The sequence below is a fragment of the Sphingomonas sp. URJC2 genome (genome assembly GCF_059803575.1).
The window spans coordinates 17,561-38,395 of sequence record NZ_JAPFGX010000024.1; the positions used below are offsets into that span (position 1 = coordinate 17,561).

At 70.2% G+C, this 20,835-nt stretch carries 26 protein-coding genes; 8 read left to right on the plus strand and 18 right to left on the minus strand.

All coding sequences use genetic code 11. From position 1 onward, the window contains the following. Positions 1 to 2 precede the first annotated feature (2 nt). A complete protein-coding gene (locus OPU66_RS09990; protein ID WP_498553479.1) occupies positions 3 to 1,139 on the plus strand; it encodes an acyl-CoA dehydrogenase family protein in 1,137 nt (378 codons plus the stop codon). Further along, on the plus strand, positions 1,139 to 2,023 hold the full coding sequence (locus OPU66_RS09995) for an acyl-CoA thioesterase (RefSeq protein WP_498553480.1): 885 nt from the start codon (positions 1,139 to 1,141) through the stop codon (positions 2,021 to 2,023). Before OPU66_RS09990 ends, OPU66_RS09995 begins: the two co-directional genes overlap by 1 nt. Before the next feature lie 99 nt (positions 2,024 to 2,122). Here the strand turns inward: OPU66_RS09995 and OPU66_RS10000 are convergent, their stop codons facing one another. The 4 genes from OPU66_RS10000 to OPU66_RS10015 all read right to left on the minus strand — a co-directional run bounded on the left by OPU66_RS10000 (position 2,123) and on the right by OPU66_RS10015 (position 5,334). Next, a complete protein-coding gene (locus OPU66_RS10000; RefSeq protein ID WP_498553481.1) occupies positions 2,123 to 3,322 on the minus strand; it encodes a CaiB/BaiF CoA transferase family protein in 1,200 nt (399 codons plus the stop codon). Next, positions 3,309 to 4,502 (minus strand): acyl-CoA dehydrogenase, encoded by a 1,194-nt coding sequence (locus OPU66_RS10005; RefSeq protein ID WP_498553482.1) that lies wholly within the window; start codon positions 4,500 to 4,502, stop codon positions 3,309 to 3,311. Before OPU66_RS10005 ends, OPU66_RS10000 begins: the two co-directional genes overlap by 14 nt. A 47-nt stretch (positions 4,503 to 4,549) precedes the next feature. Continuing rightward, positions 4,550 to 5,002 carry a nucleoside deaminase gene (locus OPU66_RS10010; RefSeq protein ID WP_498553483.1) on the minus strand — a complete coding sequence of 151 codons (453 nt, stop codon included), beginning with the start codon at positions 5,000 to 5,002 and terminating at the stop codon, positions 4,550 to 4,552. A 62-nt stretch (positions 5,003 to 5,064) separates the two neighbouring features. Next, on the minus strand, positions 5,065 to 5,334 hold the full coding sequence (locus tag OPU66_RS10015; protein WP_498553484.1) for a hypothetical protein: 270 nt from the start codon (positions 5,332 to 5,334) through the stop codon (positions 5,065 to 5,067). A 152-nt stretch (positions 5,335 to 5,486) separates the two neighbouring features. On the opposite strand from OPU66_RS10015, the gene rpmB reads away from it, so the two are divergent. Beyond that, positions 5,487 to 5,774, plus strand: coding sequence for a 50S ribosomal protein L28 (rpmB, locus tag OPU66_RS10020; RefSeq protein WP_498553511.1), 288 nt, complete (start codon positions 5,487 to 5,489; stop codon positions 5,772 to 5,774). A gap of 92 nt (positions 5,775 to 5,866) precedes the next feature. Here rpmB and OPU66_RS10025 read toward each other — a convergent pair whose 3' ends face one another. The 14 genes from OPU66_RS10025 to flgB form a co-directional block, all read right to left on the minus strand. Beyond that, positions 5,867 to 6,850, minus strand: a complete 984-nt coding sequence (locus OPU66_RS10025; protein WP_498553485.1) for an esterase-like activity of phytase family protein — start codon at positions 6,848 to 6,850, stop codon at positions 5,867 to 5,869. A gap of 98 nt (positions 6,851 to 6,948) precedes the next feature. After that, the gene (locus OPU66_RS10030; protein WP_498553486.1) at positions 6,949 to 7,860 is read right to left on the minus strand and encodes a flagellar motor protein MotB; all 912 of its coding nucleotides are present in this window, start codon (positions 7,858 to 7,860) and stop codon (positions 6,949 to 6,951) included. Positions 7,861 to 7,864: 4 nt separating this feature from the next. Beyond that, complete coding sequence (gene motA / locus OPU66_RS10035; RefSeq protein WP_498553487.1) at positions 7,865 to 8,728, minus strand: flagellar motor stator protein MotA; 864 nt, start codon at positions 8,726 to 8,728, stop codon at positions 7,865 to 7,867. Between the two features lie 321 nt (positions 8,729 to 9,049). Further along, positions 9,050 to 9,976: a flagellar hook-associated protein FlgL gene (gene flgL, locus OPU66_RS10040; RefSeq protein ID WP_498553488.1), complete on the minus strand. Its 927-nt coding sequence runs from the start codon at positions 9,974 to 9,976 to the stop codon at positions 9,050 to 9,052. Positions 9,977 to 9,987: 11 nt separating this feature from the next. Beyond that, complete coding sequence (locus OPU66_RS10045; RefSeq protein WP_498553489.1) at positions 9,988 to 11,574, minus strand: flagellar hook-associated protein FlgK; 1,587 nt, start codon at positions 11,572 to 11,574, stop codon at positions 9,988 to 9,990. Beyond that, a complete protein-coding gene (locus OPU66_RS10050; RefSeq protein WP_498553490.1) occupies positions 11,571 to 11,927 on the minus strand; it encodes a rod-binding protein in 357 nt (118 codons plus the stop codon). The genes OPU66_RS10045 and OPU66_RS10050 overlap by 4 nt, the downstream gene beginning before the upstream one ends. Next, on the minus strand, positions 11,924 to 13,030 hold the full coding sequence (locus tag OPU66_RS10055) for a flagellar basal body P-ring protein FlgI (protein ID WP_498553491.1): 1,107 nt from the start codon (positions 13,028 to 13,030) through the stop codon (positions 11,924 to 11,926). The genes OPU66_RS10050 and OPU66_RS10055 overlap by 4 nt, the downstream gene beginning before the upstream one ends. After that, entirely contained in the window at positions 13,030 to 13,734 is a 705-nt protein-coding gene (locus OPU66_RS10060) for a flagellar basal body L-ring protein FlgH (RefSeq protein WP_498553492.1), read from the minus strand. Before OPU66_RS10060 ends, OPU66_RS10055 begins: the two co-directional genes overlap by 1 nt. A gap of 1 nt (position 13,735) precedes the next feature. Further along, complete coding sequence (flgG, locus tag OPU66_RS10065) at positions 13,736 to 14,524, minus strand: flagellar basal-body rod protein FlgG (RefSeq protein ID WP_498553493.1); 789 nt, start codon at positions 14,522 to 14,524, stop codon at positions 13,736 to 13,738. A gap of 12 nt (positions 14,525 to 14,536) precedes the next feature. After that, positions 14,537 to 15,280: a flagellar basal body rod protein FlgF gene (locus OPU66_RS10070; RefSeq protein ID WP_498553494.1), complete on the minus strand. Its 744-nt coding sequence runs from the start codon at positions 15,278 to 15,280 to the stop codon at positions 14,537 to 14,539. Positions 15,281 to 15,304: 24 nt separating this feature from the next. After that, positions 15,305 to 16,612 carry a flagellar hook protein FlgE gene (locus tag OPU66_RS10075; protein WP_498553495.1) on the minus strand — a complete coding sequence of 436 codons (1,308 nt, stop codon included), beginning with the start codon at positions 16,610 to 16,612 and terminating at the stop codon, positions 15,305 to 15,307. A gap of 40 nt (positions 16,613 to 16,652) precedes the next feature. Next, the gene (locus OPU66_RS10080) at positions 16,653 to 17,345 is read right to left on the minus strand and encodes a flagellar hook assembly protein FlgD (protein ID WP_498553496.1); all 693 of its coding nucleotides are present in this window, start codon (positions 17,343 to 17,345) and stop codon (positions 16,653 to 16,655) included. Between the two features lie 5 nt (positions 17,346 to 17,350). Then, entirely contained in the window at positions 17,351 to 17,764 is a 414-nt protein-coding gene (gene flgC / locus OPU66_RS10085) for a flagellar basal body rod protein FlgC (RefSeq protein WP_498553497.1), read from the minus strand. After that, positions 17,761 to 18,117, minus strand: a complete 357-nt coding sequence (flgB, locus tag OPU66_RS10090) for a flagellar basal body rod protein FlgB (protein ID WP_498553498.1) — start codon at positions 18,115 to 18,117, stop codon at positions 17,761 to 17,763. Before flgB ends, flgC begins: the two co-directional genes overlap by 4 nt. 294 nt (positions 18,118 to 18,411) lie before the next feature. Here flgB and OPU66_RS10095 point away from each other — a divergent pair, with 294 nt between their 5' ends. From OPU66_RS10095 to OPU66_RS10115, 5 genes are all read left to right on the plus strand, one after another. After that, on the plus strand, positions 18,412 to 19,062 hold the full coding sequence (locus OPU66_RS10095) for a MotA/TolQ/ExbB proton channel family protein (RefSeq protein ID WP_498553499.1): 651 nt from the start codon (positions 18,412 to 18,414) through the stop codon (positions 19,060 to 19,062). Further along, positions 19,059 to 19,532, plus strand: a complete 474-nt coding sequence (locus tag OPU66_RS10100) for a flagellar motor protein MotB (RefSeq protein ID WP_498553500.1) — start codon at positions 19,059 to 19,061, stop codon at positions 19,530 to 19,532. Before OPU66_RS10095 ends, OPU66_RS10100 begins: the two co-directional genes overlap by 4 nt. A 52-nt stretch (positions 19,533 to 19,584) precedes the next feature. Continuing rightward, positions 19,585 to 20,124: a flagella basal body P-ring formation protein FlgA gene (locus tag OPU66_RS10105; RefSeq protein ID WP_498553501.1), complete on the plus strand. Its 540-nt coding sequence runs from the start codon at positions 19,585 to 19,587 to the stop codon at positions 20,122 to 20,124. An 85-nt stretch (positions 20,125 to 20,209) separates the two neighbouring features. After that, positions 20,210 to 20,503 carry a flagellar biosynthesis anti-sigma factor FlgM gene (flgM, locus tag OPU66_RS10110; protein ID WP_498553502.1) on the plus strand — a complete coding sequence of 98 codons (294 nt, stop codon included), beginning with the start codon at positions 20,210 to 20,212 and terminating at the stop codon, positions 20,501 to 20,503. Further along, on the plus strand, positions 20,490 to 20,795 hold the full coding sequence (locus OPU66_RS10115; protein WP_498553503.1) for a flagellar protein FlgN: 306 nt from the start codon (positions 20,490 to 20,492) through the stop codon (positions 20,793 to 20,795). Before flgM ends, OPU66_RS10115 begins: the two co-directional genes overlap by 14 nt. Positions 20,796 to 20,835: the final 40 nt, after the last annotated feature.

Sequence of the window (20,835 nt, forward strand, 5' to 3'; positions counted from 1 at the left end):
CGATGCCGCTTTTCCTGACCGAAGAACAGACGATGCTGCGCGACAGCGCGCGGCAGTTCGTGGGCGATACCGCGCCGGTCGCGCATCTGCGGGCGCTGCGCGATGCCGCCGATCCGGTCGGCTTTTCGCCCGATCTGTGGAAACAGTTTGCCGAAATGGGCTTTGCCGCGATCCTCATTCCCGAGGCCGATGGCGGGCTGGGCCTCGGCCATGTCGAAGCGGGCGTGGTGCTGGAGGAGATTGGCCGCAACCTCACGCCATCGCCCTTCCTGTCGACGGCGGTCGGCGCGGTGACGGCGCTGCGCCATGGCGGTCAGGGGCTGCGGTCGCACTGGTTCGGGCGCATCGCGCGCGGCGAGGCGGTGGCGGCACTCGCCATCGATGAAGGGGCCAAGCACCGGCCCGAACAGATCGCGCTTGCTGCCGAACGGTCGGGCAACGGCTTTGCGCTGTCGGGGACCAAGCGGTTCGTGACCCATGGCCATGTCGCCGACCTGATCATCGTCGCCGCGCGCACCGAAGACCAGCCGGGCACGCAGGACGGCATCACGCTGTTCGCACTCGATAAGGGCGCAGTGGGCCTGTCGGCGCGGCCCGAGCGGCTGGCCGATGCCGGCCTTGCGGCGACGCTGGCGTTCGACCGGGTCGAGGTGACCGCCGATCAGGTGATCGGCGAGGTCGGCCAGGGCTGGGCCGTGCTGTCGGCGCTGCTGTCGGCCACGCGCGCGGCGGCCTCGGCGGAACTGCTCGGCGTCGGCGGCGGGGCGATGGACATGACCACCGCCTATCTGAAGGACCGCAAGCAATTCGGCGCGCCGATCGGCAGCTTTCAGGCGCTCCAGCACCGCGCCGCGCATCTTTACTGCGAGATGGAGGTGGCGCGCGCCGCCGTGCTCAAGGCGCAGCAGCTGCTCGATGCCGGCGATGCCGGGGCCGAGCGGGCGGCGCTGGTCGCCAAGGCGATGACCGGACTTGCGACCACACTTGCCGTGCAGGAAGGCGTGCAGATGCATGGCGGCATCGGCATGACCGATGAATATGACATCGGCTTTTTCATGAAGCGTGCCCGGGTGCTGGCCGAAGCCTTTGGCGATGCCAATTGGGCGGCGGACCGGCTGGCGCGGATGGGCGGCTATTGATGAGCGAGAAACGCGCGACCGATCCCAGCGGCCTAATCGCCCAGCTGGAGGAATTGCTGACCGTCGAGGAGCTGGACCGCGACCTGTATCGCGGCCGGCGCCAGCCCGAGGGGCGGGGCCGGGTGTTTGGCGGTCAGGTGATCGCCCAGGCGCTGATGGCCGGGGTGCAGGCGGTCGATCCCGACCGGGTGCCGCATTCGCTGCATGCCTATTTCATGCGCCCCGGCGACGAGGAGCTGCCGATCATCCTGCGCGTCAACCGCGACTATGACGGTGGCAGCTTTTCCACGCGGCGGATCATCGCCTTTCAGAAGGGCGAGCCGATCCTGAACATGGCGGCATCGTTCCAGAAGCGCGAGGAAGGCCTGTCGCATCAGGACGAAATGCCCGATGTGCCGCCGCCCGAGACGCTGACCCCGGAGGCGGAGCTGCGGTTGCAGGTCGCCGATCAGGTGCCGGAGCGGCTGCGCGATTTCTTCACCCGGCCGCGCCCGTTCGATATCCGCCATGCCAGCCCCTGGACCCCGCTGGAGGCCGATGCGCATCCGCCGGTGCAGAATGTCTGGTTCCGCGCCCAGGCCCCGGTCACGGGCGGGCCGGACATGCACCGGGCGATGCTCGCCTGGGCGTCGGACATGATGCTGCTCGGCACCGGCATGCGCCCGCACGGGCTCAGCTGGGTGCAGCCGGGCGTGCAGACGGCCAGCCTCGATCATGCGCTGTGGTTTCATGACGATGTCCGCGTCGATGACTGGCTGCTCTATGCGATGGACAGCCCCTGGGGCGGGCGCGGGCGCGGCTTCAACCGGGGCAAGATCTTCGCGCGCGACGGCCGGCTGGTCGCCAGCGTCACGCAGGAAGGGCTGATGCGGCGGCGGGGGTGATCCCCGCCGCATCACTCCGCCCGCAGCGAGACCGCTTCAGGCCTTTGATTTGCCGCATTTTCTCAGTCGCCGGGTGAGTCCACCCGGCTTGAAAATGCTTCAGCGCCAGCGCCAGTCGGCGTCGTCCGCGCCCAGCATCGGCGGGGCGCGTTCGGCCATCATCGGCACGCCGTCGATCACCATCGGCCCGCGCACCTGCGGCAGCGTGCCGCCCGCGACATGCGGCGCGGCGAGCGGACGCACCAGCCCGCGCGCCACCGCCTGCGGATCGCTGAGCGCCTGGGCGATGTCGTTGATCGGGCCGCCCGGCACGCCGGCCTCGGCCATCGCCGCCAGCAGCGTCGCGCGCGGCATCCGCGCCGTCGCTGCGGCGATCAGCGGCACCAGCCGCGCGCGCGCGGCGATGCGCCCGGCATTGGTCGCAAATGCGGGATCCTCGGCCAGTTCGGGCAGGCCGATGATGCGGGCAAATCGGGCGAATTGCCCGTCATTGCCCACTGCGACGATCACGTGCCCGTCCTGCGTCGGAAAGGGCTGATAGGGGGCGACATTGGGATGGGCATTGCCCATCAGCCCCGGCACATCGCCGCCGACCAGATGGTTCATCGCCTGATTGGCGAGCATCGCCGCCTGCACGTCGAACAGCGCCATGTCGATCACCGCGCCGCGCCCGGTGTCGTGGCGGCGGTGGAGCGCGGCCAGAATGGCGCTGGTCGCATAGGTGCCGGTGAACAGATCGACCACCGCGACGCCGACGCGCTGCGGCTCGCGCCCCGGCTCGCCGGTGATGCTCATCAGCCCGCCCATCGCCTGGATCAGATAGTCATAGCCGGGGCGCGCCGCATAAGGCCCGGTCTGGCCAAAGCCGGTGATCGAGCAATAGATCAGCCGGGGATGGGCCGCCGTCAGCGTTTCGGCATCAAGGCCGTAGCGCACCAGCCCGCCGGTTTTGAAATTCTCGATGACGATATCGGCCCCGGCCGCCAGTTCGGCCAGCCGCGCCCGGTCGGCGGGATCGTCGAAATCCGCGGTGATCGAGCGTTTGCCGCGATTGCAGGCGTGGAAATAGGCGGCCGAGATCGGCGCGCCATCGGCCCCGGTGACGAAGGGCGGACCCCAGCCGCGCGTGTCGTCGCCCGCGCCGCGCCGTTCGACCTTGATGACGTCCGCGCCCAGATCGGCGAGCATCTGCCCGGCCCAGGGGCCGGCCAGAATGCGCGCCAGTTCGAGCACCTTCACCCCGGCCAGCGGCCGGGGGGCGGCAGGGGCGGCCGGTCCTTCAGCCTCAGAAAAAGGCATTCAGCCCCGTCTGCGCCCGCCCGAGGATCAGCGCATGGACGTCATGCGTGCCCTCATAGGTGTTGACCGTCTCCAGGTTCATCAGGTGACGCATCACATGATATTCCTCGGCAATGCCGTTGCCGCCGTGCATGTCGCGCGCCATCCGCGCGACATCGAGCGCCTTGCCGCAATTGTTGCGCTTGACGAGGCTGATCATCTCGGGCGCGACCCGGCCTTCGTCGAACAGCCGCCCGACCCGCAGGCTCGCCTGCAGGCCGAGCGCGATTTCGGTCTGCATGTCGGCAAGCTTTTTCTGGATGAGCTGGGTGGCGGCGAGCGGCCGGCCGAATTGCTTGCGTTCAAGCGTATAGGCGCGGGCGCGGTGCCAGCAATCCTCGGCCGCGCCCATCGCGCCCCAGGAAATGCCGTAGCGCGCGCGGTTGAGGCAGCTGAACGGACCCTTCAGCCCTTCGACGCCGGGCAGCAGCGCATCCTCGCCGACCTCGACCCCGTCCATCATCACCATGCCGGTGGTCGAGGCGCGCAGGCTGAGCTTGCCCTCGATCTTGGGCGCGGTCAGTCCGGCCATGCCCTTTTCCAGCACAAAGCCGCGAATGGCCCCGCCATGGGCGTCCGATTTGGCCCAGATCACGAACACATCGGCAAAGGGGGCGTTGGAAATCCAGGTCTTGGACCCGGTCAGCCGGTAGCCGCCATCGATCTTCTCGGCGCGGGTGCGCATGCCGCCGGGGTCCGAGCCCGCATCCGGCTCGGTCAGGCCGAAACAGCCGACATGTTCGCCGCGCGCCAGCCGGGGCAGGTAGCGGCGGCGCTGCTCCTCGCTGCCGAACGCATGGATCGGATACATGACCAGCGAGCTTTGCACGCTCATCATCGAGCGATAGCCCGAATCGATCCGTTCGACCTCGCGCGCGACCAGCCCGTAAGCGACATAGGATGCGCCCGCGCAGCCATAATCTTCGGGCAGGGTGACGCCGAGCAGCCCCAGCTCGCCCATTTCGGCAAAGATCGCCCGGTCGGTCACTTCGTCGCGGAACGCCGCGACGACGCGCGGCAGCAGCCGGTCCTGCGCATAGCCATGGGCCATGTCGCGGATCGCGCGTTCTTCCTCGGTCAGCTGATCGTCGATCAGCAGCGGATCATCCCAGCGCAGCCGGGCGATGGATGTGGCGTTCATCGGTTCTGCTCCTTGGGCGCCGGTCTAGGCCGGGATGCAGAAAAAAACTACCGCCGCTGCGCGAAGAAGTCGCGGAGCATCGTCGCGGCTTCGGTCTCGCCGATCCCGGCATAGATTTCGGGCCGGTGATGGCAGGTGGGGTGCGAAAACACCCGCGCGCCATGATCGACGCCGCCCCCCTTGGGATCAGCCGCCGCATAATAAAGCCGGGCGATTCGCGCATGGGCGATCGCCCCGGCGCACATCGCGCACGGCTCCAGCGTCACCCAAAGGTCGCAATCGCCCAGCCGTTCCGCGCCCAGCAGTGCCGCCGCCGCGCGAATCGCCACGATTTCGGCATGGGCGGTGGGATCGGCGCGGCGCCGCGTCTCGTTGCCGGCCTCGGCCAGCACCTTGCCCGCGCGGGTGATGACCGCCCCCACCGGCACTTCGCCCGCCTCGGCCGCTGCCCGCGCACAGGCAAGCGCACGGCGCATCGGCTCGGGCATGGGAAAAGACATGGCCGCGGCCATGCCGGGCCGGGCGGGCGGCTGTCAAATCCCGGCCGGACGGTCCGGCCTTGTCAGCGCGAATCGCGGTCCCTGGCGCTGTTGCCGCCGTCCTCGGCGCGGTCGTCGCGCGCCGAATCGATGTCGATCACCGGCACTTCCACGGTCGTGTTTCTGGTGCGGACGTCGATATCGCCGACATCGGCTTCATAAGCGGGCAGCTGGCCGCCCTTCACCTCGGGCAGCCTTGCCTTTTGCGTTTGGTCGATGTCGATGAAGCCGGTGGCGATGGCCCCGATCAGCACCAGGGCGATGATGGCGATGGCGGCGAGTGCAGCGCGCATGGACTGTTCCTTTCAGCTGGTGGCGGACCAACGAACCAGCGCCCTGCCGGTTGCGGCCGGACCCGGCATCCGGCCGGGGTGCGGTTGACGCCGGGCGGGTATGGGTTTATGCGCGCCGCTTTCCGGGCAACCCGTTCCAGGATGAAGATCACATGTCGCGCATTTGCGAGCTGACCGGCAAGGGCCGGCAGGTGGGCCACAATGTCTCCCACGCCAACAACAAGACCAAGCGGACGTTCCTGCCGAATCTGCAGAATGTCACGCTGATCTCCGATGCCCTTGGCCGCAGCGTGAAGCTGCGCGTCTCGACGCACGGTCTGCGCTCCGTCGAACATGTCGGCGGCCTCGACAACTGGCTGCTGAAGACCAGCGAGGACAAGCTCGGGCCGACGGCGCGCAAGCTGAAGCGCGAGCTGAAGAAGGTTCAGGTCGCGGCCTGAGCCGCGCCACCTGCGCCCCAGCACTGAACCCAGCACTGAACAGTGTCACGCCGCCGGCCGGGCATCTGCCCGGCCGGCGTTTCGTGTTGGGATCAGCCTTGCGTCTCGTCCCAGCGGAAACGGAGCAGCAGGCTGCGCTGGACGGGCATATGATTGTCGTCGCTCGCCACCCACAGGATCGTCGCATCGCCTTCGCGGGTGATGGCCAGCGCCTCGTAATTGTCGCTGATGACGGGCGGAGCGAGCCGCGCGATCACCGTTGATGCCAGTGTCGCGCCTGCCTTGATGGTGGCGGGATCGGCAATCGCGATCAGCGCTGTCATCGGCCAGCCGACCCGCCGTTCGAGAATCAGGATGCGCCCGTCGGGCAGCTGCGCGACATCGGTCACCCGGTGGCCGGGCGCGGGGCGATAGGAAAACGCCAGCGGCTGCACCCCCGTCACCGGATCGCCCGGATAAAGCAGCGCATCGCGGCCGCCCGATTGCGTCAGCCCGCCTTCGGCAAACAGCAGGAAGCGGCCATCGACCAGCCGGGTCATCGCTTCCACCCCGCCATTTTCCGGCCAGGGCCGGCGCGGCCGGATCGGCACCATGCCGGTCGCCCGCGCCGGCCCGCCACCGGGGCCGGGGGCATAGCGCCAGATGCCGTGCTGCTGCTCGAACGCCACCCAGAGCGTGCCGGTGGCGGGATCGACGGCCATCGCCTCCGAATCGCGCTCCGCCTTCAGATAGCCGCTGCCCGGCCCTGCCGGCAGGTCGCCGACCCGCGCATCGGCGAGCTGCCCGCCCGCCGCCGCCATCCCGAACACGCCGCCGCCATCGCTGACCAGCAGCAGCCGCCCGCCCCGGGCGATCATCGCCGACCAGCCGCCAAAGGCCCGGTCCGGGCTGTCGAGCCGCCAGCCGCCGAGAAAGACCAGCGGGCCAATGCGGGTGCGGCGCGGATCGGCCGGGTCGAGCATGACCGGCGTGGCGGTGATTCGCGCCCCCGGCCGCAACAGCGGGCGCGGTGCCTCGCCGCTATGGCCGCCGGTGCCAAAGGCCATCAGCAGGATCGACACGATGAAGCGGCGCATGGCCCCGCCCTAATGCGCTTTCAGGCGCAGGGGAATCGGGCGGGGCGCGGGCCGGTGCAAAAGCGTCCCCCCGCGCCCCCGCCCGCGCAAACGCCCCCTCAGCCGCCCCGGTAGAGCAGCGTCACCGACACCCGCCGGTTGCGCGGATCGCCGGGCTGGCCGGTGACATAGGGTTCGCGGTCGGCCACCCCCTCGATGCGCGAAAAGCGCATTTCGGCGACACCGCCCAGCGCCAGCCGGCGGCGCGTCGCCTCGGCCCGGCCCGATGACAGCATCCAGTTGTTCATCAGTCGCGGATCGCCATAGGCGAGGCTGTCGGTATGGCCGCGAATGGCGATGCGGTTGCCAAGCGGCGCGACCGCACGGGCGACGGTGTCGACCAGCTCGGCCGCCTCGCGGTTGAGCGCCGTCGTGCCGAGCGCGAACATCGAATAATCGGCATTGTCGATCAGGTCGACGCGCAGCCCGTCGCGCGTCGGCACGAAGCGGATGTTGCGCCTGACCCGCGCGAACCGCGGATCGGCCGCCAGCCGGCGCGCCAGCTGTTCGCGCAGCCGGGTGAAGTTCTTCTGATCCTCCGCGCGCACCGCCGACGGCGCATCGGCGCGCAGCGATCCCTTGTCGCCCGTGCCCTCGCGCTCGCCGCCGGCCGCCGACAGCGGCACGGTCATCGCGCGGGTGCCGGTCTGCGCGGCGCGGTGGGGATAATTGTCCTTGTCCACCAGCGAAGATCCGCCCAGCAGCCCGTTCGATCCGGCACTGTTCTGGCGCGTTTCGACCAGCGTCGGCGCGAAATAATCGGCAAGCGCCTTGCGCTGCTTCTCGGTCGTCGCGCCGAGCAGCCAGAGCAGCAGGAAAAACGCCATCATCGCGGTCACGAAATCGGCATAGGCGACCTTCCACGCGCCGCCATGATGGCCGTCATGCGCCTCGGCCATCACCTTGCGGACGATGATGCGCGGCGGCTCGTTCGAGCCGGCGGGCGGGGGGACGAGGCGGCGGGCGGCCATCGCCTCAGCGGCCCCTCAGCCCGTCGAACACCTCGGCAAAGCTTGGCTGCAGCTCATGCTTGATGCCCGAGCGCGCGGCTTCGATCACCAGCGGCTGCGGATGGCCGTGCAGCGAGGCGATGATGATCTGCTTGACCGTCTGATAGATGGCGGTGTCCGCCTCGACCAGCTGGCGCAGCCGGTTGGCGAGCGGGCCGACAATGCCATAGGCGAGCAGCACGCCCAGAAAGGTGCCGACCAGCGCCGATCCGATCATGCCGCCCAGGATCGCCGGCGGCTGATCGATCGAGCCCATCGTCTTGACCACGCCCAGCACCGCCGCGACGATGCCGAGCGCGGGCAGCGCGTCCGACAGCGATTGCAGCGCGCTGACCGGCTGCATCACCTGATGGTGATGGGTGCGGATCGCATTGTCGACCACATCCTCGACCGCATGGACATCGAGAGTGCCGGACGAGACGACGACCAGCCGCAGCGTGTCGGCGATCAGATGGACGAGCGCCTCGTCCTTGAGCAGCCGGGGATATTCGGCGAAGATCGCGCTCGATTTCGGATCCTCGACATGCGGTTCGAGCGCCACCGGCCCTTCGGTGCGCAACAGCCGCATCAGCCGCGAGACGAGGAAGATGACGTCGAGAAAATCGCGCTTGGCATAGGTCGGCCCGCGAAACACCTGCGCGATGGCGACGCCCAGCGCCTTCAGATCCTTGACCGAATTGCCGATGATGAGCGCGCCCACCGCCGCGCCGCCGATGATCAGCATTTCGTGCGGCAGCGCGTGCAGCACCGGGCCGAGCGCCCCGCCGGTGATCGCAAAACCGCCGAACACCATGACGAGCAGCACCACCAGGCCGATTGCCGGGATCATCGGGTCTTCGCCTCCATCCGCCGGGAACCGCCCCTCGCGGGCCCCGGCAGATCAAACGGCAGGATGGCCGGAGGCTTGAGGAAAAATGGTGGTTAATCAGGGCCTAAAGCAATGGCGGGGAGCGTGAGCCGGGAGCCGTTTGTTGGGAAGAACGGCACCGGCCTGCACCTCCACCCGGCCTCCCATAGCGTAACCTGCCGTGGGGAGGCCGGGTGGGGGTGCGGGCCGGTGCCGCCCTTGCGGCGTGAGCCGCACAAAGAACAACGCCCCCGCGCCCTAACGCGCGGCACAAAAACCTCCCGCGCGGCACAGACAAACCCCTCAGCGCAGCAGATCGAACAGGCTGAGCTGGGAGAGCCGGGTGAAGCTGGCCTGCGCGGCTTGCAGCGTCACCATCGTTTTCTGCAGGTCGACGATCGCCGCCTGCACATCGACGCCTTCGATCGTCCCGCGCAGCACGTCGGTGTCGATCCGCGCGCGGGTCAGCCGTTCGCGTTCCAGCTCGGCGCGCGCGCCGCGTGCGCCGACCGATGCGCGCGCGCCGGCCACCTGCCGGTCGGCCGCGCCCAGCCCTTCCAGCCCGGCGTCGAGGCGCGCGCGCAGATCGGCGGGCGTGCCGCCGCCCGCAGGCGCAAGCGCGGCGGCGAGATCGTCGATGACCGCGAACAGATCGGTCGTCTGCCCGCTGGCCGGAAGGTTGCCGAACACCCGGTCGCCGGTTTCGCCGGTGGCGATGGTCTGGCCGGGGGCGATGGGAATGGCGGGCGGCGCGCCGGCCCCGGCATAGCTGATCCGGCCATCGGCCCCTTGCACAAAGGCGGGGCCGTCCGCCGATCCGGCGAACAGCGGCGTGCCGCGCGCATCGTTGCTGTTGGCCAGCCGGAACAGATCGTCGCGGATCGCGCGCAGCTCGGCGGCGATCGCCGCCCGGTCCTGATCGGCGAGCGTGCCATTGGCCGCGCTGGTCGCCAGTTCGCGGGCGCGCTGCACCTGGGTCTGGATCGACGCCAGCGCGGCATCGGCCTGATCGAGCAGGCTGGCGGCAAGGCCGACATTGTCGAGATAGCGGGCGTCATTCGCATCGGTGCGCGCCAGCCGGGCGAGCCGCGCGGCGGCGACCGGATCGTCGGACGGGGTCTGGATGCGCTTGCCGGTCGCGATCTGCTCCTGCAGCCGCGCCGCGCCCGTGGACAGGGTGGCAAGCTGGCGGCTGCCACGGTCGAACAGCTGGGCGGTGCCGATCTGCATATGTGCCTCCCTCAGACGGCGTCGAGCAGCGACTGGAAAATGTCGCGCGACACCTGGATGATGCGGCTCGACGCCTGATAGGCCTGCTGGAACCGGATCAGCTCGACCGCCTCGGCATCGAGATTGACGCCCGACACCGCGTCGCGCGCGGCGACCGCGCCGTCGAGGATCGCGCGCTGTGCCGCCGCCATGTCGCGCCGCGCGGCAAGCGTGGCGGCATTGGCGCTGACCATTTCGTCGGCGGTGCGTTCATGCCCGGCGGTGCGGCGCAGCGCGGCAAAGCCGGCAAGATTGCCATTGTCGCGGCTGCCCGGGCCGGTTGCGGTGACGGTGAAGCTGTCGCCGTCGCGCGGCTGGCCGGTCAGGGTGAGCGACAGGCCGGCAAGCGTCACCGGCTGGCCGGCGACATAGGGTGCGCTGGCGATGGTCGCGCCGGTCGCGGGATCGATGGCGGTGATCGTCCCGGCGGCAATGCGGAGGCGGGTCGTGGTCGCGGCCCCCGCGCCGGTCGCGGTCAGCCCGGCGGTGCCGCCATTCCCGCTGTCCGCGCCCACCGTCCAGGGCCGTGCCGCCGCGATCTGGCGCGGGGCGATGGCGGTGACCGTCAGCAGCCCGTCGCTGATCGCAAACAGCTCCGCCCCCGGCTGGCCGTCCAGCCCCAGCCCCTCGGCCTGCACACGGTTGACATCGGTCTTCAGCCGTTCGGCCATCGCGGCGATCGCGCCGCGCTGATCGGCGATGCGCAGCCCGGCATCGCCCAGCCCGCCCAGCATCCCGGCGCGGAACTGCACGGCTTCGGGCCCGCCGCTCCCCTGCAGCGTGATCCCCAGATCGCCCGAGGCATTGACCGCGCCGGTCAGCCGCGCCGCCGCCGTGCCGGCGACGAGCACCGGCCCGGTCGCGTGGTTGATCCGCACGGTCGCCGCCCCCCGGTCGTCCACCGTCGCGTGCAGTGATCCGAGCGTGGCCATGCGGTCGAGCAGCCGGTCGCGCTCGTCCATCAGCCGCGCCTGTTCGGCACTTCCGGCGCGCACCCGCGCCAGCCCGGCATTGGTGCCGGCAAGGCTCGCGGCCAGCCCGTCCAGCTCGGCAATCGCCGCGCCTGCGGTGTCGGCAAGGTCGGCGGCGGCAGCGGCAAGGCCGGTGTCGGCCAGCGCCATCGCCGAGGCGACGCCGCGTGCCGCCTCGATCATCGCGGTGCGCGGCGCAGTCGCGGTCGGATCGGCGGCAATGCCCTCGGCGGTGGTGAAAAACTGCGTCAGCGCGCCGCCAATGTCGGCCGCGCTCAGCGTCCGTTCGATCCGTTCCAGCCAGGCGATGCCGGCATCGGTGCGCCCGGCCTCGCTGCTGCTCGTCCGCACCGCTTCTGCCCGATAGGCATCGGCCGAGCGGGTGATGCTGCCGACGATCACGCCGCTGCCGGTCTGGGTGGGGGCCGACAGCAGCTGCCGGCCCGGCCCGGCGCCGATCTCGTTCAGCTGCACGCCCCGGCGCGCATAGCCGGGGGTCGCCGCATTGGCGATGTTCTGGCCCGTCACGTCGAGTGCGGCCTGATAGGCGCGCACCCCGCTGGCCCCGATCGACAGCAGGTCGCTCATCCGCCCGTCTCCCTCGCCGCCATGTCCTCACCGCCCGTCGCCCCGGCCAGATCGGGCCGGCCCCGCGCCAGAAAATCGGCAAGCGCGCGGCCGATGCCGATCGGCATGCGGTGGGCCATGGTCTCGGCCATATGAACGTCCTGCATGTCGCGAAATTGAGTCATCGCCTCGCTGTCGAGCAGCCCGTCGCCAAGGCTGGCCGCGCGCGCGGACTTGAGCATCATGCCGATGAACAGCGACTCGAACCGCGCCGCTGCCTGGTCGAGATTGGCGCGCGTCGCCAGCCGCGAGTCATCGACGTGGGTTGCACCGGCGGGCGCGGTGAACGGGGCGGGGGACGGGATGGCGGTCACAGGACGATCAGCTCCGCCTTGAGCGCGCCGGCTTCCTTCAGCGCTTCGAGGATGGCGACCAGATCGGCGGGCGAGGCGCCGATGCCGTTCACCGCCTTGACGATGTCGGCAAGGCGCGGCCCGGGATCGAGCAGGAACATCGGGTTGCGTTCCTCGGCCACCTGCACGTTGCTCGACGGCTCCAGCGCAGTTTCGCCCTGCGAAAAGGGTTCGGGCTGCACGATGCGCGGCGCTTCGTCGATCCTGACCGTCAGCCGGCCATGCGTGACCGCCGCCGGGCCGACACGCACCGCCGCGTTGATGACGACCGTGCCGGTGCGGGCATTGACGATCACGCGCGCGCGCGGCTCGGCGGCGACCACGGTCAGATTCTCGATCTCGCTCATCAGCGCGGTGCGCACATCCTCGCCCTGCGGCGCGCGGATCGCGACCGATACCCCGTCCATCGTGCGCGCGGTGCCCGCGCCCAGCCGGTCGTTGATCGCCTGCGCCACCCGTTCGGAGGTGGTGAAATCGGCCTTGGTGAGGTTGAACACCAGCTCGGGCGCGCTGGCAAAGCCGGTGTCGACCGCGCGCTCGACCGTCGCCCCGTCGGGAATCCGACCGGAGGACGGGACGTTCACCGTCACCCGCGATCCGTCATTGCCCTGCACGCCCAGCCCGCCGACCGCGAGCGACCCCTGCGCCATCGCATAGATCTGCCCGTCAGCGCCCAGCAGCGGGGCCATCAGCAGCGACCCGCCGAGCAGGGATTTCGCCCGCCCGATGGCCGATACCGTCACGTCGATGCGCTGGCCCGGCTTGGCAAAGGCGGGCAGTTCGGCGGTGATCATCACCGCCGCCGCATTTTTGAGCGCAGGGTTGAGCTGCGGCGGCAGGTTGAGGCCGAACCGGGCGGCGACGCCCTTCATCGACTGGACGGTGAACTCCAGATTGTCGTCGCCCGTGCCGGCAAGGCCGACGACGATGCCATAGCCGACCAGCTGGTTGGGCCGCACGCCCTGAAAGCCGCCCAGATCCTTGATCCGTTCGGCATGGGCCGGCACGCCGCCGAACCCGGCCAGCGCCGCGATGATGAGGCAGATGAGGGGGCGCAGGTGCATCAGAACGGGCTCACCAGAGAGAAGAAGCGTTGCAGCCAGCCGGGCCGGCTCTGGCGTTGCAGGTCGCCGCGCCCGGCATAGGTGATGCGCGCATCGGCGACCCGGCTGGACAGCACGCGGTTGTCGAGATCGATGTCGGCCACGCGGACAATGCCTTCGATCTGCACCCATTCCTCGCCGCGGTTGAGCGTCATCAGCTTCTGCCCGCGCACGCGCATGGTGCCGTTGCGATAGACTTCGGCAACGGTCACGCTGACATCGCCGAACAGGCTGTTGGACTGGCCGGCGCTGCCCTGGCCCTCGAACGCCTGGGTGCCGCTGGCGCGCGCCTCGCCGGGTGCGAACAGCGCGAGCGGGCCGGAGGCGGGCGGGGTCAGCCCGAGCGAGCCGTCGCGGCCGCTGCGCGATTCGACCGCTTTCTGCGCGACCGTGCGTTCGACGAGCAGGATCGTCAGCATGTCGCCGACGGCGCGGGCGCGCGGGCCTTCGTGCAGCCCGGCATAGCCATTTGCCGCCTGAAAGATCGCGCCATTGGCGGGCGGTGCGGCCGGCTGCGGCGGCGTCGCGGCATAATCGACCGGCGGCCCCTTGCGGCCGAGGCCGAAGGGCAGGCCGCCCGCCGCTGCCGGCACGGCGGTCGCGCCGATGGCCAGCAGCGCGGCGACGCGCAGCCATGCGAGGCAGACGGGACGGGCGGGGGGCATGTCAGAGGTTCTGGTTGACATATTGCAGCATCTGGTCGGCGGCCGAGATCATCTTGGAGTTGACCTCATAGGCGCGCTGGGTCTCGATCATGTCGACCAGCTCCTCGACGACATTGACGTTCGATCCCTCAAGCGTCCCCTGCCGGATGGTGCCGCGGCCAAGCTGGCCGGCGACGCCGATATTGGCCGCGCCGCTGCCCGCGGTTTCGAGCAGATAATTGTCGCCCATCGGCTGGAGACCGGCGGGGTTGGGAAAGATCGCGACCTGGATCTGGCCGAGCTGCTGCACCTGCGTCTGGCCCGGCAGCTGGGCCGACACCGTGCCGTCGACGCCGATGGTGATCGATCCCGCCCCTTCGGGAATGGTGATCGCGGGCTGCACCGCATAGCCTTCGGCGGTGACCAATATGCCCTCGGCCGACCGGGCGAGATTGCCGGCGCGGGTATAGGCGACCTGCCCGCCCGGCATCGCCACCTGAAAATAGCCGTCGCCATCGAGCGCAAGGTCGAGCGCATTGCCCGTGGTCGCCAGCGCGCCCTGCGTCTCGATCCGCGCCGTGCCCTGAATGCGCACGCCGGTGCCGAGGTTGAGGCCGACCGCATAGCGCGTCTCGCTGGTCGAGGGCGCGCCCGTCTGGGTGACGACCTGATAGGCGAGCGACGCGAACTGGGCGCGGTCGCGCTTGAACCCGGTGGTGTTCACATTGGCGAGATTGTTCGAAATCACGCGCATCCGTTCGTTCTGCGCGTCAAGGCCCGTGCGGGCGATGTGCATGGCGGGGCTGGTCATGCCGGGGGTTCCTTATTGCGGCAGGCGCATCAGCGATGCGCCGCTTTCGTCCATGTCGCGCGCGCTCGACAGCAGCTTGGCCTGCACTTCGTAGCCGCGCTGATTCTCGATCATCTGCACAAGCGTGTCGGTCAGGTTGACGTTCGACTGTTCGAGCGATCCGGCGATCAGCGTCGCATCCAGATCCTGGGGCAGGGCGCCGCCGCCTTTGACGTGCAGCAGATTGTCCAGCCCTTTCACCGTTTCGCTGCCGCGCGGATCGACCAGTTTCAGCCGGTCGACCGGCTGGGGCGGCTGGCCCTCGCCGCCCGGCGGTACGATCAGCACCGTGCCATCGGCGGCGATCGACACGCGCGCGGCGGGCGGCAGGGTGATCGGGCCGTTACTCCCTATCACCACCATGCCCTCGCCATTCTGCAGCGCGCCCGACGGCGCGATGGTCAGGTCGCCGCGCCGGCTATAGGCTTCGCTGCCATCGGCGGCCTGCACCGCCAGCCAGGCCTCGCCCGACACGGCGATGTCGAGCGGCCGGCCGGTCTGGACGACGGCACCCGGCCGCCGGTCGGCATCGATCACCTCTTCGGATGTCGGCGCGCGCGCGGCATGGCCTGCGCCCGCCAGCGTCAGCTGTTCGAACTGCACCTTGTCGGCGCGAAAGCCGGTCGTCGTCGCGTTCGCCATGTTGTTGGCGATCGCCGCCTGGGCGGCCATCCGGCCGCGCAGGCCCGAATAGGCGGTGTAGACAAGCCGGTCCATCGGCCGCGTCCTTTCTCAGCCCCGTCAGTTGCGGATGTTGATGATCGTCTGGGCAAGGTTCGATGCGGTATCGATCGCCTTGGCATTCGCCTGGAAGTTGCGCTGCGCGGCGATCAGCCCGACCAGTTCCTCGGTGATGTCGACGTTGGACCGCTCGATCGCGCCGGCAAGCAGGCTGCCGAAGCCGCCCTGACCGGCCTCGCCGACATCGGGTTCGCCCGACAGGCCCGAGGCCGACCAATAGCTGTTGCCAAGCTGGCGCAGCCCCTGCGGATTGGCGAAGCGCGCCATCACCATCTTGCCGAGCGGTTCGACCGCGCCGTTCGAGAAGCTGGCGCGGACCAGCCCGTTCGCATCGACTGTCACCCCTTCGAGCTGGCCGATCGGCTCGCCATTCTGGGTCTGGGCGACGATGGTCGAGGCCGAGGGACGCTGCGTGGTCGCGACCGAGAAATCGATCACCATGTCCTGCGGTGCCGCGCCGACCGGCTGGAAGGTGGCGAAATTGGTCGGCCCGGCGGGGGTCAGCAGATTGCCATTGGCATCGAAGCTGAGCGTCAGCGGCTGGGCCGGGCTGGGCTGGGCCGGGTTGGCCGACAGCTGCTGGTCGCCGACAAAGCTGTAGACCCGCCACTCGCTGGTCGGCGCGGCCCCGCCCGGCGAGGTCTCGCGGACATAGTAATTCGTCAGCGTCATCGGATTGCCGACCGAATCATAGATCACGGTCGAGGCGGAGAAGTTATAGGTGTCGGGATCGAAGCGGCTGAACGCATAGGGGCTGGCCGCCGTCCAGCGCGGATCGGCGGACGGCACCGGCGAGTTGGCCGACAGATTGACCGACACCCGCGCCTCGGTGGTCTGGCGCGGCGTGCCATTGGTCTGCGGCAGGCGCAGCGACACGGTCGAATTCAGCCCGGTCGACACCACGGTGCCGCTGCCATCGACCGGATAGACCTGCACCGACGCGCCCTGCGCATCGACGACGAACCGGTCGGCCGACACCGAAAACGCGCCGTTGCGGGTGAAGGCGACTTCGCTGGTGTTGGGATTGGGCTTCACGACGAAAAACCCCTCGCCCGACACCGCAAGGTCGAGCGCGGAGCCCGACTGCTGCAGGCCGCCTTGCGCGAATTGCTGGCGCACGCCCTTCACATAGGAACCCGAGCCGATCATCTGGGTCGGGCTTTTGGTCGCGGTCGAGGCGATCACATCGCCAAACTCGACGCGGCTGCGCTTGAAGCCGTTGGTGCCGACATTGGCGAGATTGTGCGAGATCGCCGACAGCTCGGTCTGGGCGCCCTGCAGGCCGGACAGCGAGGTGTAGAAGGACATGGGTGGCTCCTGTGCGAAAAAGTGGGGACGGCCGGGGGCGTCAGGCGACCTGGCGGACGGCGGCGAGCGGCCGCTGGCCAAGCCCGGCAAGGTTGAGCATCGGCTGGCTGCCGGTCATGCTGATCGACGTGACGGGCGCCCAGACATTGACCGGGGCGGCGACCCGCGCGCCGCCGCGCATCACGCTGGCGCTGATCCGGAACGGGCCGGGCCCGGCGGGCGCGCCGCTGTCGGTGCGCCCGTCCCAGCTGATCGCGGTTTCGCCCGGCCGCTGCGCGCCCAGGCTGATCGTCTTCAACAGCGTGCCATTCTGGTCGCTGATCGTGACCGTCGCATCCTCGGTGCTTTCGGCCAGCGGCAGCACCGCATCGAGCGTGCCGTCGGTGCGCGCAAAGGCGGTGTCGCCCTCCACCAGCACGGTCTTGCCGACATAGGCGATCGCCTGTGCCGAACCGGCGGCATCCAGCCGCGCGGCCATGGCGCTCAGCGTCGCATTCATGTCGGAAATGCCCGCGACGCTTGAGAACTGCGCCATCTGGGCGACCATATTCTCGTTCTTGACCGGTTCGAACGGGTCCTGGTTGCGCAGCTGTTCGGTCAGCAGCTTCAGGAACGCATCCTGGCCCAGGCTGTTCGCCTCAAGCTCGGTCTTGACCTCGGGCGCGCCGGCGATGCCGCTGCGCCGGATGCCGAGCTGGCCGAGCGTCTGGTCGAAGGTTGCAACGCTGGTCATCGCCGTCACCGGCCAAGCTTCAGCGTGTCGAGGATCAGCGACTTTGCCGTCTGCAGCACCTCGACATTGTTCTGATAATTGCGGGCGGTTTCCATCATGTCGACCAGCTCTCTCGTTTCATCGACGGCGGCTTCGAACACATCGCCATCGGCATTGGCGAGCGGGTGGCTCGGATCGTGGCGGCGGGTGGGGGCGGGGCCGGCGGTGACGACCTGCTGGACATCGACGGTCGCCAGCCCGCTCGCCTGATCGTAGCTGGTACGGAACACCGGCTTGATCGACCGATAGGCCCCGGCCTCGCTGCCGGCGACGCCGCCGGCATTGGCAAGGTTCGATGCGGTGGTGTTCATCCGCACCAGCTGCGCCGACATGGCGCGCCCGGCGACGTCGAAGATGCTGCGCGGCCCGGCCATCGTCATTCGCCCCTGAGCGCGCGGGTGAGCGTCTGGATGCGGCCGTTCAGGAACGACAGGGTCGTCTGATAGGCGACGGCATTTTCCGCAAACAGCGTCTGTTCGGTGTTGAGCTCGACCGTGTTGCCGTCGAGCGAGGGCTGGAGCGGCACGCGGTAGCGGGTCGCCGCCTCGCCCGCCTGGGCAGGGGCAAGGCCGCCCTTGCCGGCGGCGGCGAGCGCGCTGCCGAAATCCAGATCCTTCGCCTTGTACCCCGGGGTCGAGGCGTTGGCGATGTTGGAGGCAAGCAGGCCCAGCCGCTGCGAACGCAGCGCAAGCGCGGTGCCGTGCACGCCGAACAGATCATTGCCCATGGCCATATGGCTCCTCCGAAACCGGCTGGCGCAGGCCGCCACGCGGTTTTTCAGCCGGGGATCAGCAAAAGCCGTGCCAAACCGTCTATAATGGGGGTTGATGCGACGCGGCGGGCCTTGCCCGTGGCGCGCGCTGTTGCCGGCTGCCTCTTCCCCCGCCCCCTCGCTTTGCCGCCCCGACCGGCAATGGGCGGCAGATCCTTGCCGCCTGCCCGGCAAATATCGGCGCGCGCGCCCCCGCTGTGCCGCGGTTGGCCGGCGCGTGCGGCAACTGGCCCGGCCCTTGCTTTTCAACCGGCGATGACCGGCCTGTCCTTCCTGTTCGATCCGATCGCATTTGGCGTCGTGCTTGGCGGCACGCTGATCGCCACGCTGCTGCGCGGGCCGCGTGCCGATACCGCGCGCGCCTTGGCCGCGCTTGGCCGGCTGGTGCGGCCGGGCTTTGACGCCGCCGCCGTGCGCGCCCAACTCGCGCAGGCGGAGCGCGTCGCGCGCGACCGCGGCGTGCTGGCCATCGACCGGCTCGCGCTTGCCGATCCCGACATTGCCGCCGCCATCGCCGCCATCGCCGCCGGGGCGACGCCCGATCAGGTCGCGGCGCTGGCCGAGGCGCGGCAGGCGGCGCGCGCCGACCGGCACCGGATCGCCATCGGCTGGTGGCTGGCAGCGGCCGAGGCCGCGCCGGCCATGGGCATGATCGGCACCCTGTTCGGGCTGGTCGCGCTGTTCCGCCGGATGGACGATCCCGCCGCCATCGGCCCGGCGATGGCGGTCGCGCTGCTGGCGACGCTTTATGGCGCGCTGGTCGCCAATCTGGTCGCAGCGCCGCTGGCCGCGCGGCTGGCGCGGCTGTCCGAGGCGGAGGCCGCCGGGCGTGCCGCGCTGATCGCGCCGCTGCGCGCCTTTGCCGCGCGTGAGTTGCCGTCCACCCGCCGGGGGGCGGCGGCATGACCGGGGCGACCCTGATGCCGCCGCGCGCCCGCCCGCTCTGGCTGGTGACGCTGGCCGATCTGTCGCTGCTGCTGCTCGGCTTTTTCGTGCTCATTCAGGCGAGCGCGCGCGATTCCGCGCCGCGCCGCGCCGCCATCGCCGCCGGCATCCGCGATGCCTTTGGCGGCAGCAATGCCCCGCGCATCGCGGTGGCGGCCAACCGGCTGAGCGGCTTTGCGCCGGGCGCGGCCGCGCTGCCGCCCGCCGCGTCCGCCGCGCTTGCCGACTGGGCAAAGCAGGCCGCCGCCGATCCGCGCAGCCTGATCCTGATCACCGGCCATGCCAGCCCCGACGAAGGGCTGACGCTCGCCGCCGCCCGCGCCGAGGCCGTCGCCCTTGTGGTGCCCGTCGACCGCACGCGGCTGCGCCTTGCCGCCATCGTCGAGCCGGGGGCGCGCCATGTCGCCCTGGCTGTGTCCTATGATCCGTGAGCGGCGCGATGCGCCCCGATTCCGGCTGTTCCCGTCAAGGAGGAGGTTTCCGATGCTGTTGCTGGCGCTGATCGCCCCCGCCGTCCTGTCCGCCGCGCCCGCCGCCACCGATCTGGCGGTGCTCGATCATGCGGCCGAAATCTTCGCCGGTGCCCGGCTGGGCGAGGCCGGGGGGCCGGTCGCGCCCATCGACCGGCGGCTGCGGCTGCGGCCCTGCTCGTCCAGCCCGGAATTCGCCTGGCGCACCGCCGCGCGTGACGCGATCATCATCCGCTGCCCCGAAGCCGGGGGCTGGCGGATCTTCGTCGCCGTCCGGCCGCAGGCAGGTGCGGTGGCGGCCGCCGGTCCCGCCGCCCAGCCTGCCGCCCAGCCTGCCGCCCCGCCCGCGCCCCGCGCCGCCGAGCTGGTGATCCGGCGCGGCGATCCGGTGACGCTCGCCAGCGAACAGCCGGGATTTTCGGTGTCGGCCGAGGCCGTCGCGATGGCCGATGCCGCCGCCGGTGCGCGCATTGCCGTCAAGGTCGATGGCGCGCGCGCGCCCGTTCAGGCGATCGCCGTCGCGCCGGGGCGGGCGCTGCTGCCGGCGCGCTGAAAAAACTTTGCCGCGCGGTTAAAGCCCCCGCCGATCCGGCCGTATTGAGCCTCAGGACCGGCAACCATGGCAAAGGAGGCAGGGGGTGGTGGATCCGATCAGCATCAAATCCGCCCTGACGCGGGTGGGCCCGATCAACGGACCGGGGGCGCCATCCGCCCGTCAGCCCGAACAGGCGTCCGCCGCCCGCGCCGATGCGCTTGCCGACACGCGCCGCGCCGCGCGGGAGATGGCGGCCCGCCCGCCCGTCGATGCCGACCGGGTTGCCGAGATTCGCCGCGCGCTCGAAGAGGGCCGCTTTCCGATCACGCCTGCCAAAATCGCCGACCGGCTGATCGCGGCACAGATGCTATGGGCACGACGCGATGAGCAGGATTGATGCGCTGGCGCAGGTGATCGCTTCGCTGAACGCCGAACTGGCGGCGCTCCGGGCGTTCGACATCGCCGCGCTGGCCGAGGCGACCGACATCAAGGAACGCGGCATTGCGCTCCTCGCTTCGGGGCAGGACAATCCGCTGACCCCCGATGAACGCGCGCTCGCCGAACAGGCGATGCGGCTCAACGAACAGGCGCGGGTCTATGTCAATCTGATGAGCGCCAATGTCCGCCAGCGGCTTGAGGCGCTGACCGGCACCATGCCGGTCGCCTATGCGCCGCGGGCGGCGGCATAATCCATCCATGCCGCGCGCTGCGGCGTGAACGAGACTTCCT

Coding starts and splice junctions, on each gene's coding strand:
- OPU66_RS09990 (WP_498553479.1), top strand. CDS start 3: ATGCCGCTTTTCCTGACCGAAGAACAGACGATGCTGCGCGACAGCGCG.
- OPU66_RS09995 (WP_498553480.1), top strand. CDS start 1,139: ATGAGCGAGAAACGCGCGACCGATCCCAGCGGCCTAATCGCCCAGCTG.
- OPU66_RS10000 (WP_498553481.1), bottom strand. CDS start 3,322: ATGCCTTTTTCTGAGGCTGAAGGACCGGCCGCCCCTGCCGCCCCCCGG.
- OPU66_RS10005 (WP_498553482.1), bottom strand. CDS start 4,502: ATGAACGCCACATCCATCGCCCGGCTGCGCTGGGATGATCCGCTGCTG.
- OPU66_RS10010 (WP_498553483.1), bottom strand. CDS start 5,002: ATGTCTTTTCCCATGCCCGAGCCGATGCGCCGTGCGCTTGCCTGTGCG.
- OPU66_RS10015 (WP_498553484.1), bottom strand. CDS start 5,334: ATGCGCGCTGCACTCGCCGCCATCGCCATCATCGCCCTGGTGCTGATC.
- rpmB (WP_498553511.1), top strand. CDS start 5,487: ATGTCGCGCATTTGCGAGCTGACCGGCAAGGGCCGGCAGGTGGGCCAC.
- OPU66_RS10025 (WP_498553485.1), bottom strand. CDS start 6,850: ATGCGCCGCTTCATCGTGTCGATCCTGCTGATGGCCTTTGGCACCGGC.
- OPU66_RS10030 (WP_498553486.1), bottom strand. CDS start 7,860: ATGGCCGCCCGCCGCCTCGTCCCCCCGCCCGCCGGCTCGAACGAGCCG.
- motA (WP_498553487.1), bottom strand. CDS start 8,728: ATGATCCCGGCAATCGGCCTGGTGGTGCTGCTCGTCATGGTGTTCGGC.
- flgL (WP_498553488.1), bottom strand. CDS start 9,976: ATGCAGATCGGCACCGCCCAGCTGTTCGACCGTGGCAGCCGCCAGCTT.
- OPU66_RS10045 (WP_498553489.1), bottom strand. CDS start 11,574: ATGAGCGACCTGCTGTCGATCGGGGCCAGCGGGGTGCGCGCCTATCAG.
- OPU66_RS10055 (WP_498553491.1), bottom strand. CDS start 13,030: ATGCACCTGCGCCCCCTCATCTGCCTCATCATCGCGGCGCTGGCCGGG.
- OPU66_RS10060 (WP_498553492.1), bottom strand. CDS start 13,734: ATGCCCCCCGCCCGTCCCGTCTGCCTCGCATGGCTGCGCGTCGCCGCG.
- flgG (WP_498553493.1), bottom strand. CDS start 14,524: ATGACCAGCCCCGCCATGCACATCGCCCGCACGGGCCTTGACGCGCAG.
- OPU66_RS10070 (WP_498553494.1), bottom strand. CDS start 15,280: ATGGACCGGCTTGTCTACACCGCCTATTCGGGCCTGCGCGGCCGGATG.
- OPU66_RS10075 (WP_498553495.1), bottom strand. CDS start 16,612: ATGTCCTTCTACACCTCGCTGTCCGGCCTGCAGGGCGCCCAGACCGAG.
- OPU66_RS10080 (WP_498553496.1), bottom strand. CDS start 17,345: ATGACCAGCGTTGCAACCTTCGACCAGACGCTCGGCCAGCTCGGCATC.
- flgC (WP_498553497.1), bottom strand. CDS start 17,764: ATGACGATGGCCGGGCCGCGCAGCATCTTCGACGTCGCCGGGCGCGCC.
- flgB (WP_498553498.1), bottom strand. CDS start 18,117: ATGGCCATGGGCAATGATCTGTTCGGCGTGCACGGCACCGCGCTTGCG.
- OPU66_RS10095 (WP_498553499.1), top strand. CDS start 18,412: ATGACCGGCCTGTCCTTCCTGTTCGATCCGATCGCATTTGGCGTCGTG.
- OPU66_RS10100 (WP_498553500.1), top strand. CDS start 19,059: ATGACCGGGGCGACCCTGATGCCGCCGCGCGCCCGCCCGCTCTGGCTG.
- OPU66_RS10105 (WP_498553501.1), top strand. CDS start 19,585: ATGCTGTTGCTGGCGCTGATCGCCCCCGCCGTCCTGTCCGCCGCGCCC.
- OPU66_RS10115 (WP_498553503.1), top strand. CDS start 20,490: ATGAGCAGGATTGATGCGCTGGCGCAGGTGATCGCTTCGCTGAACGCC.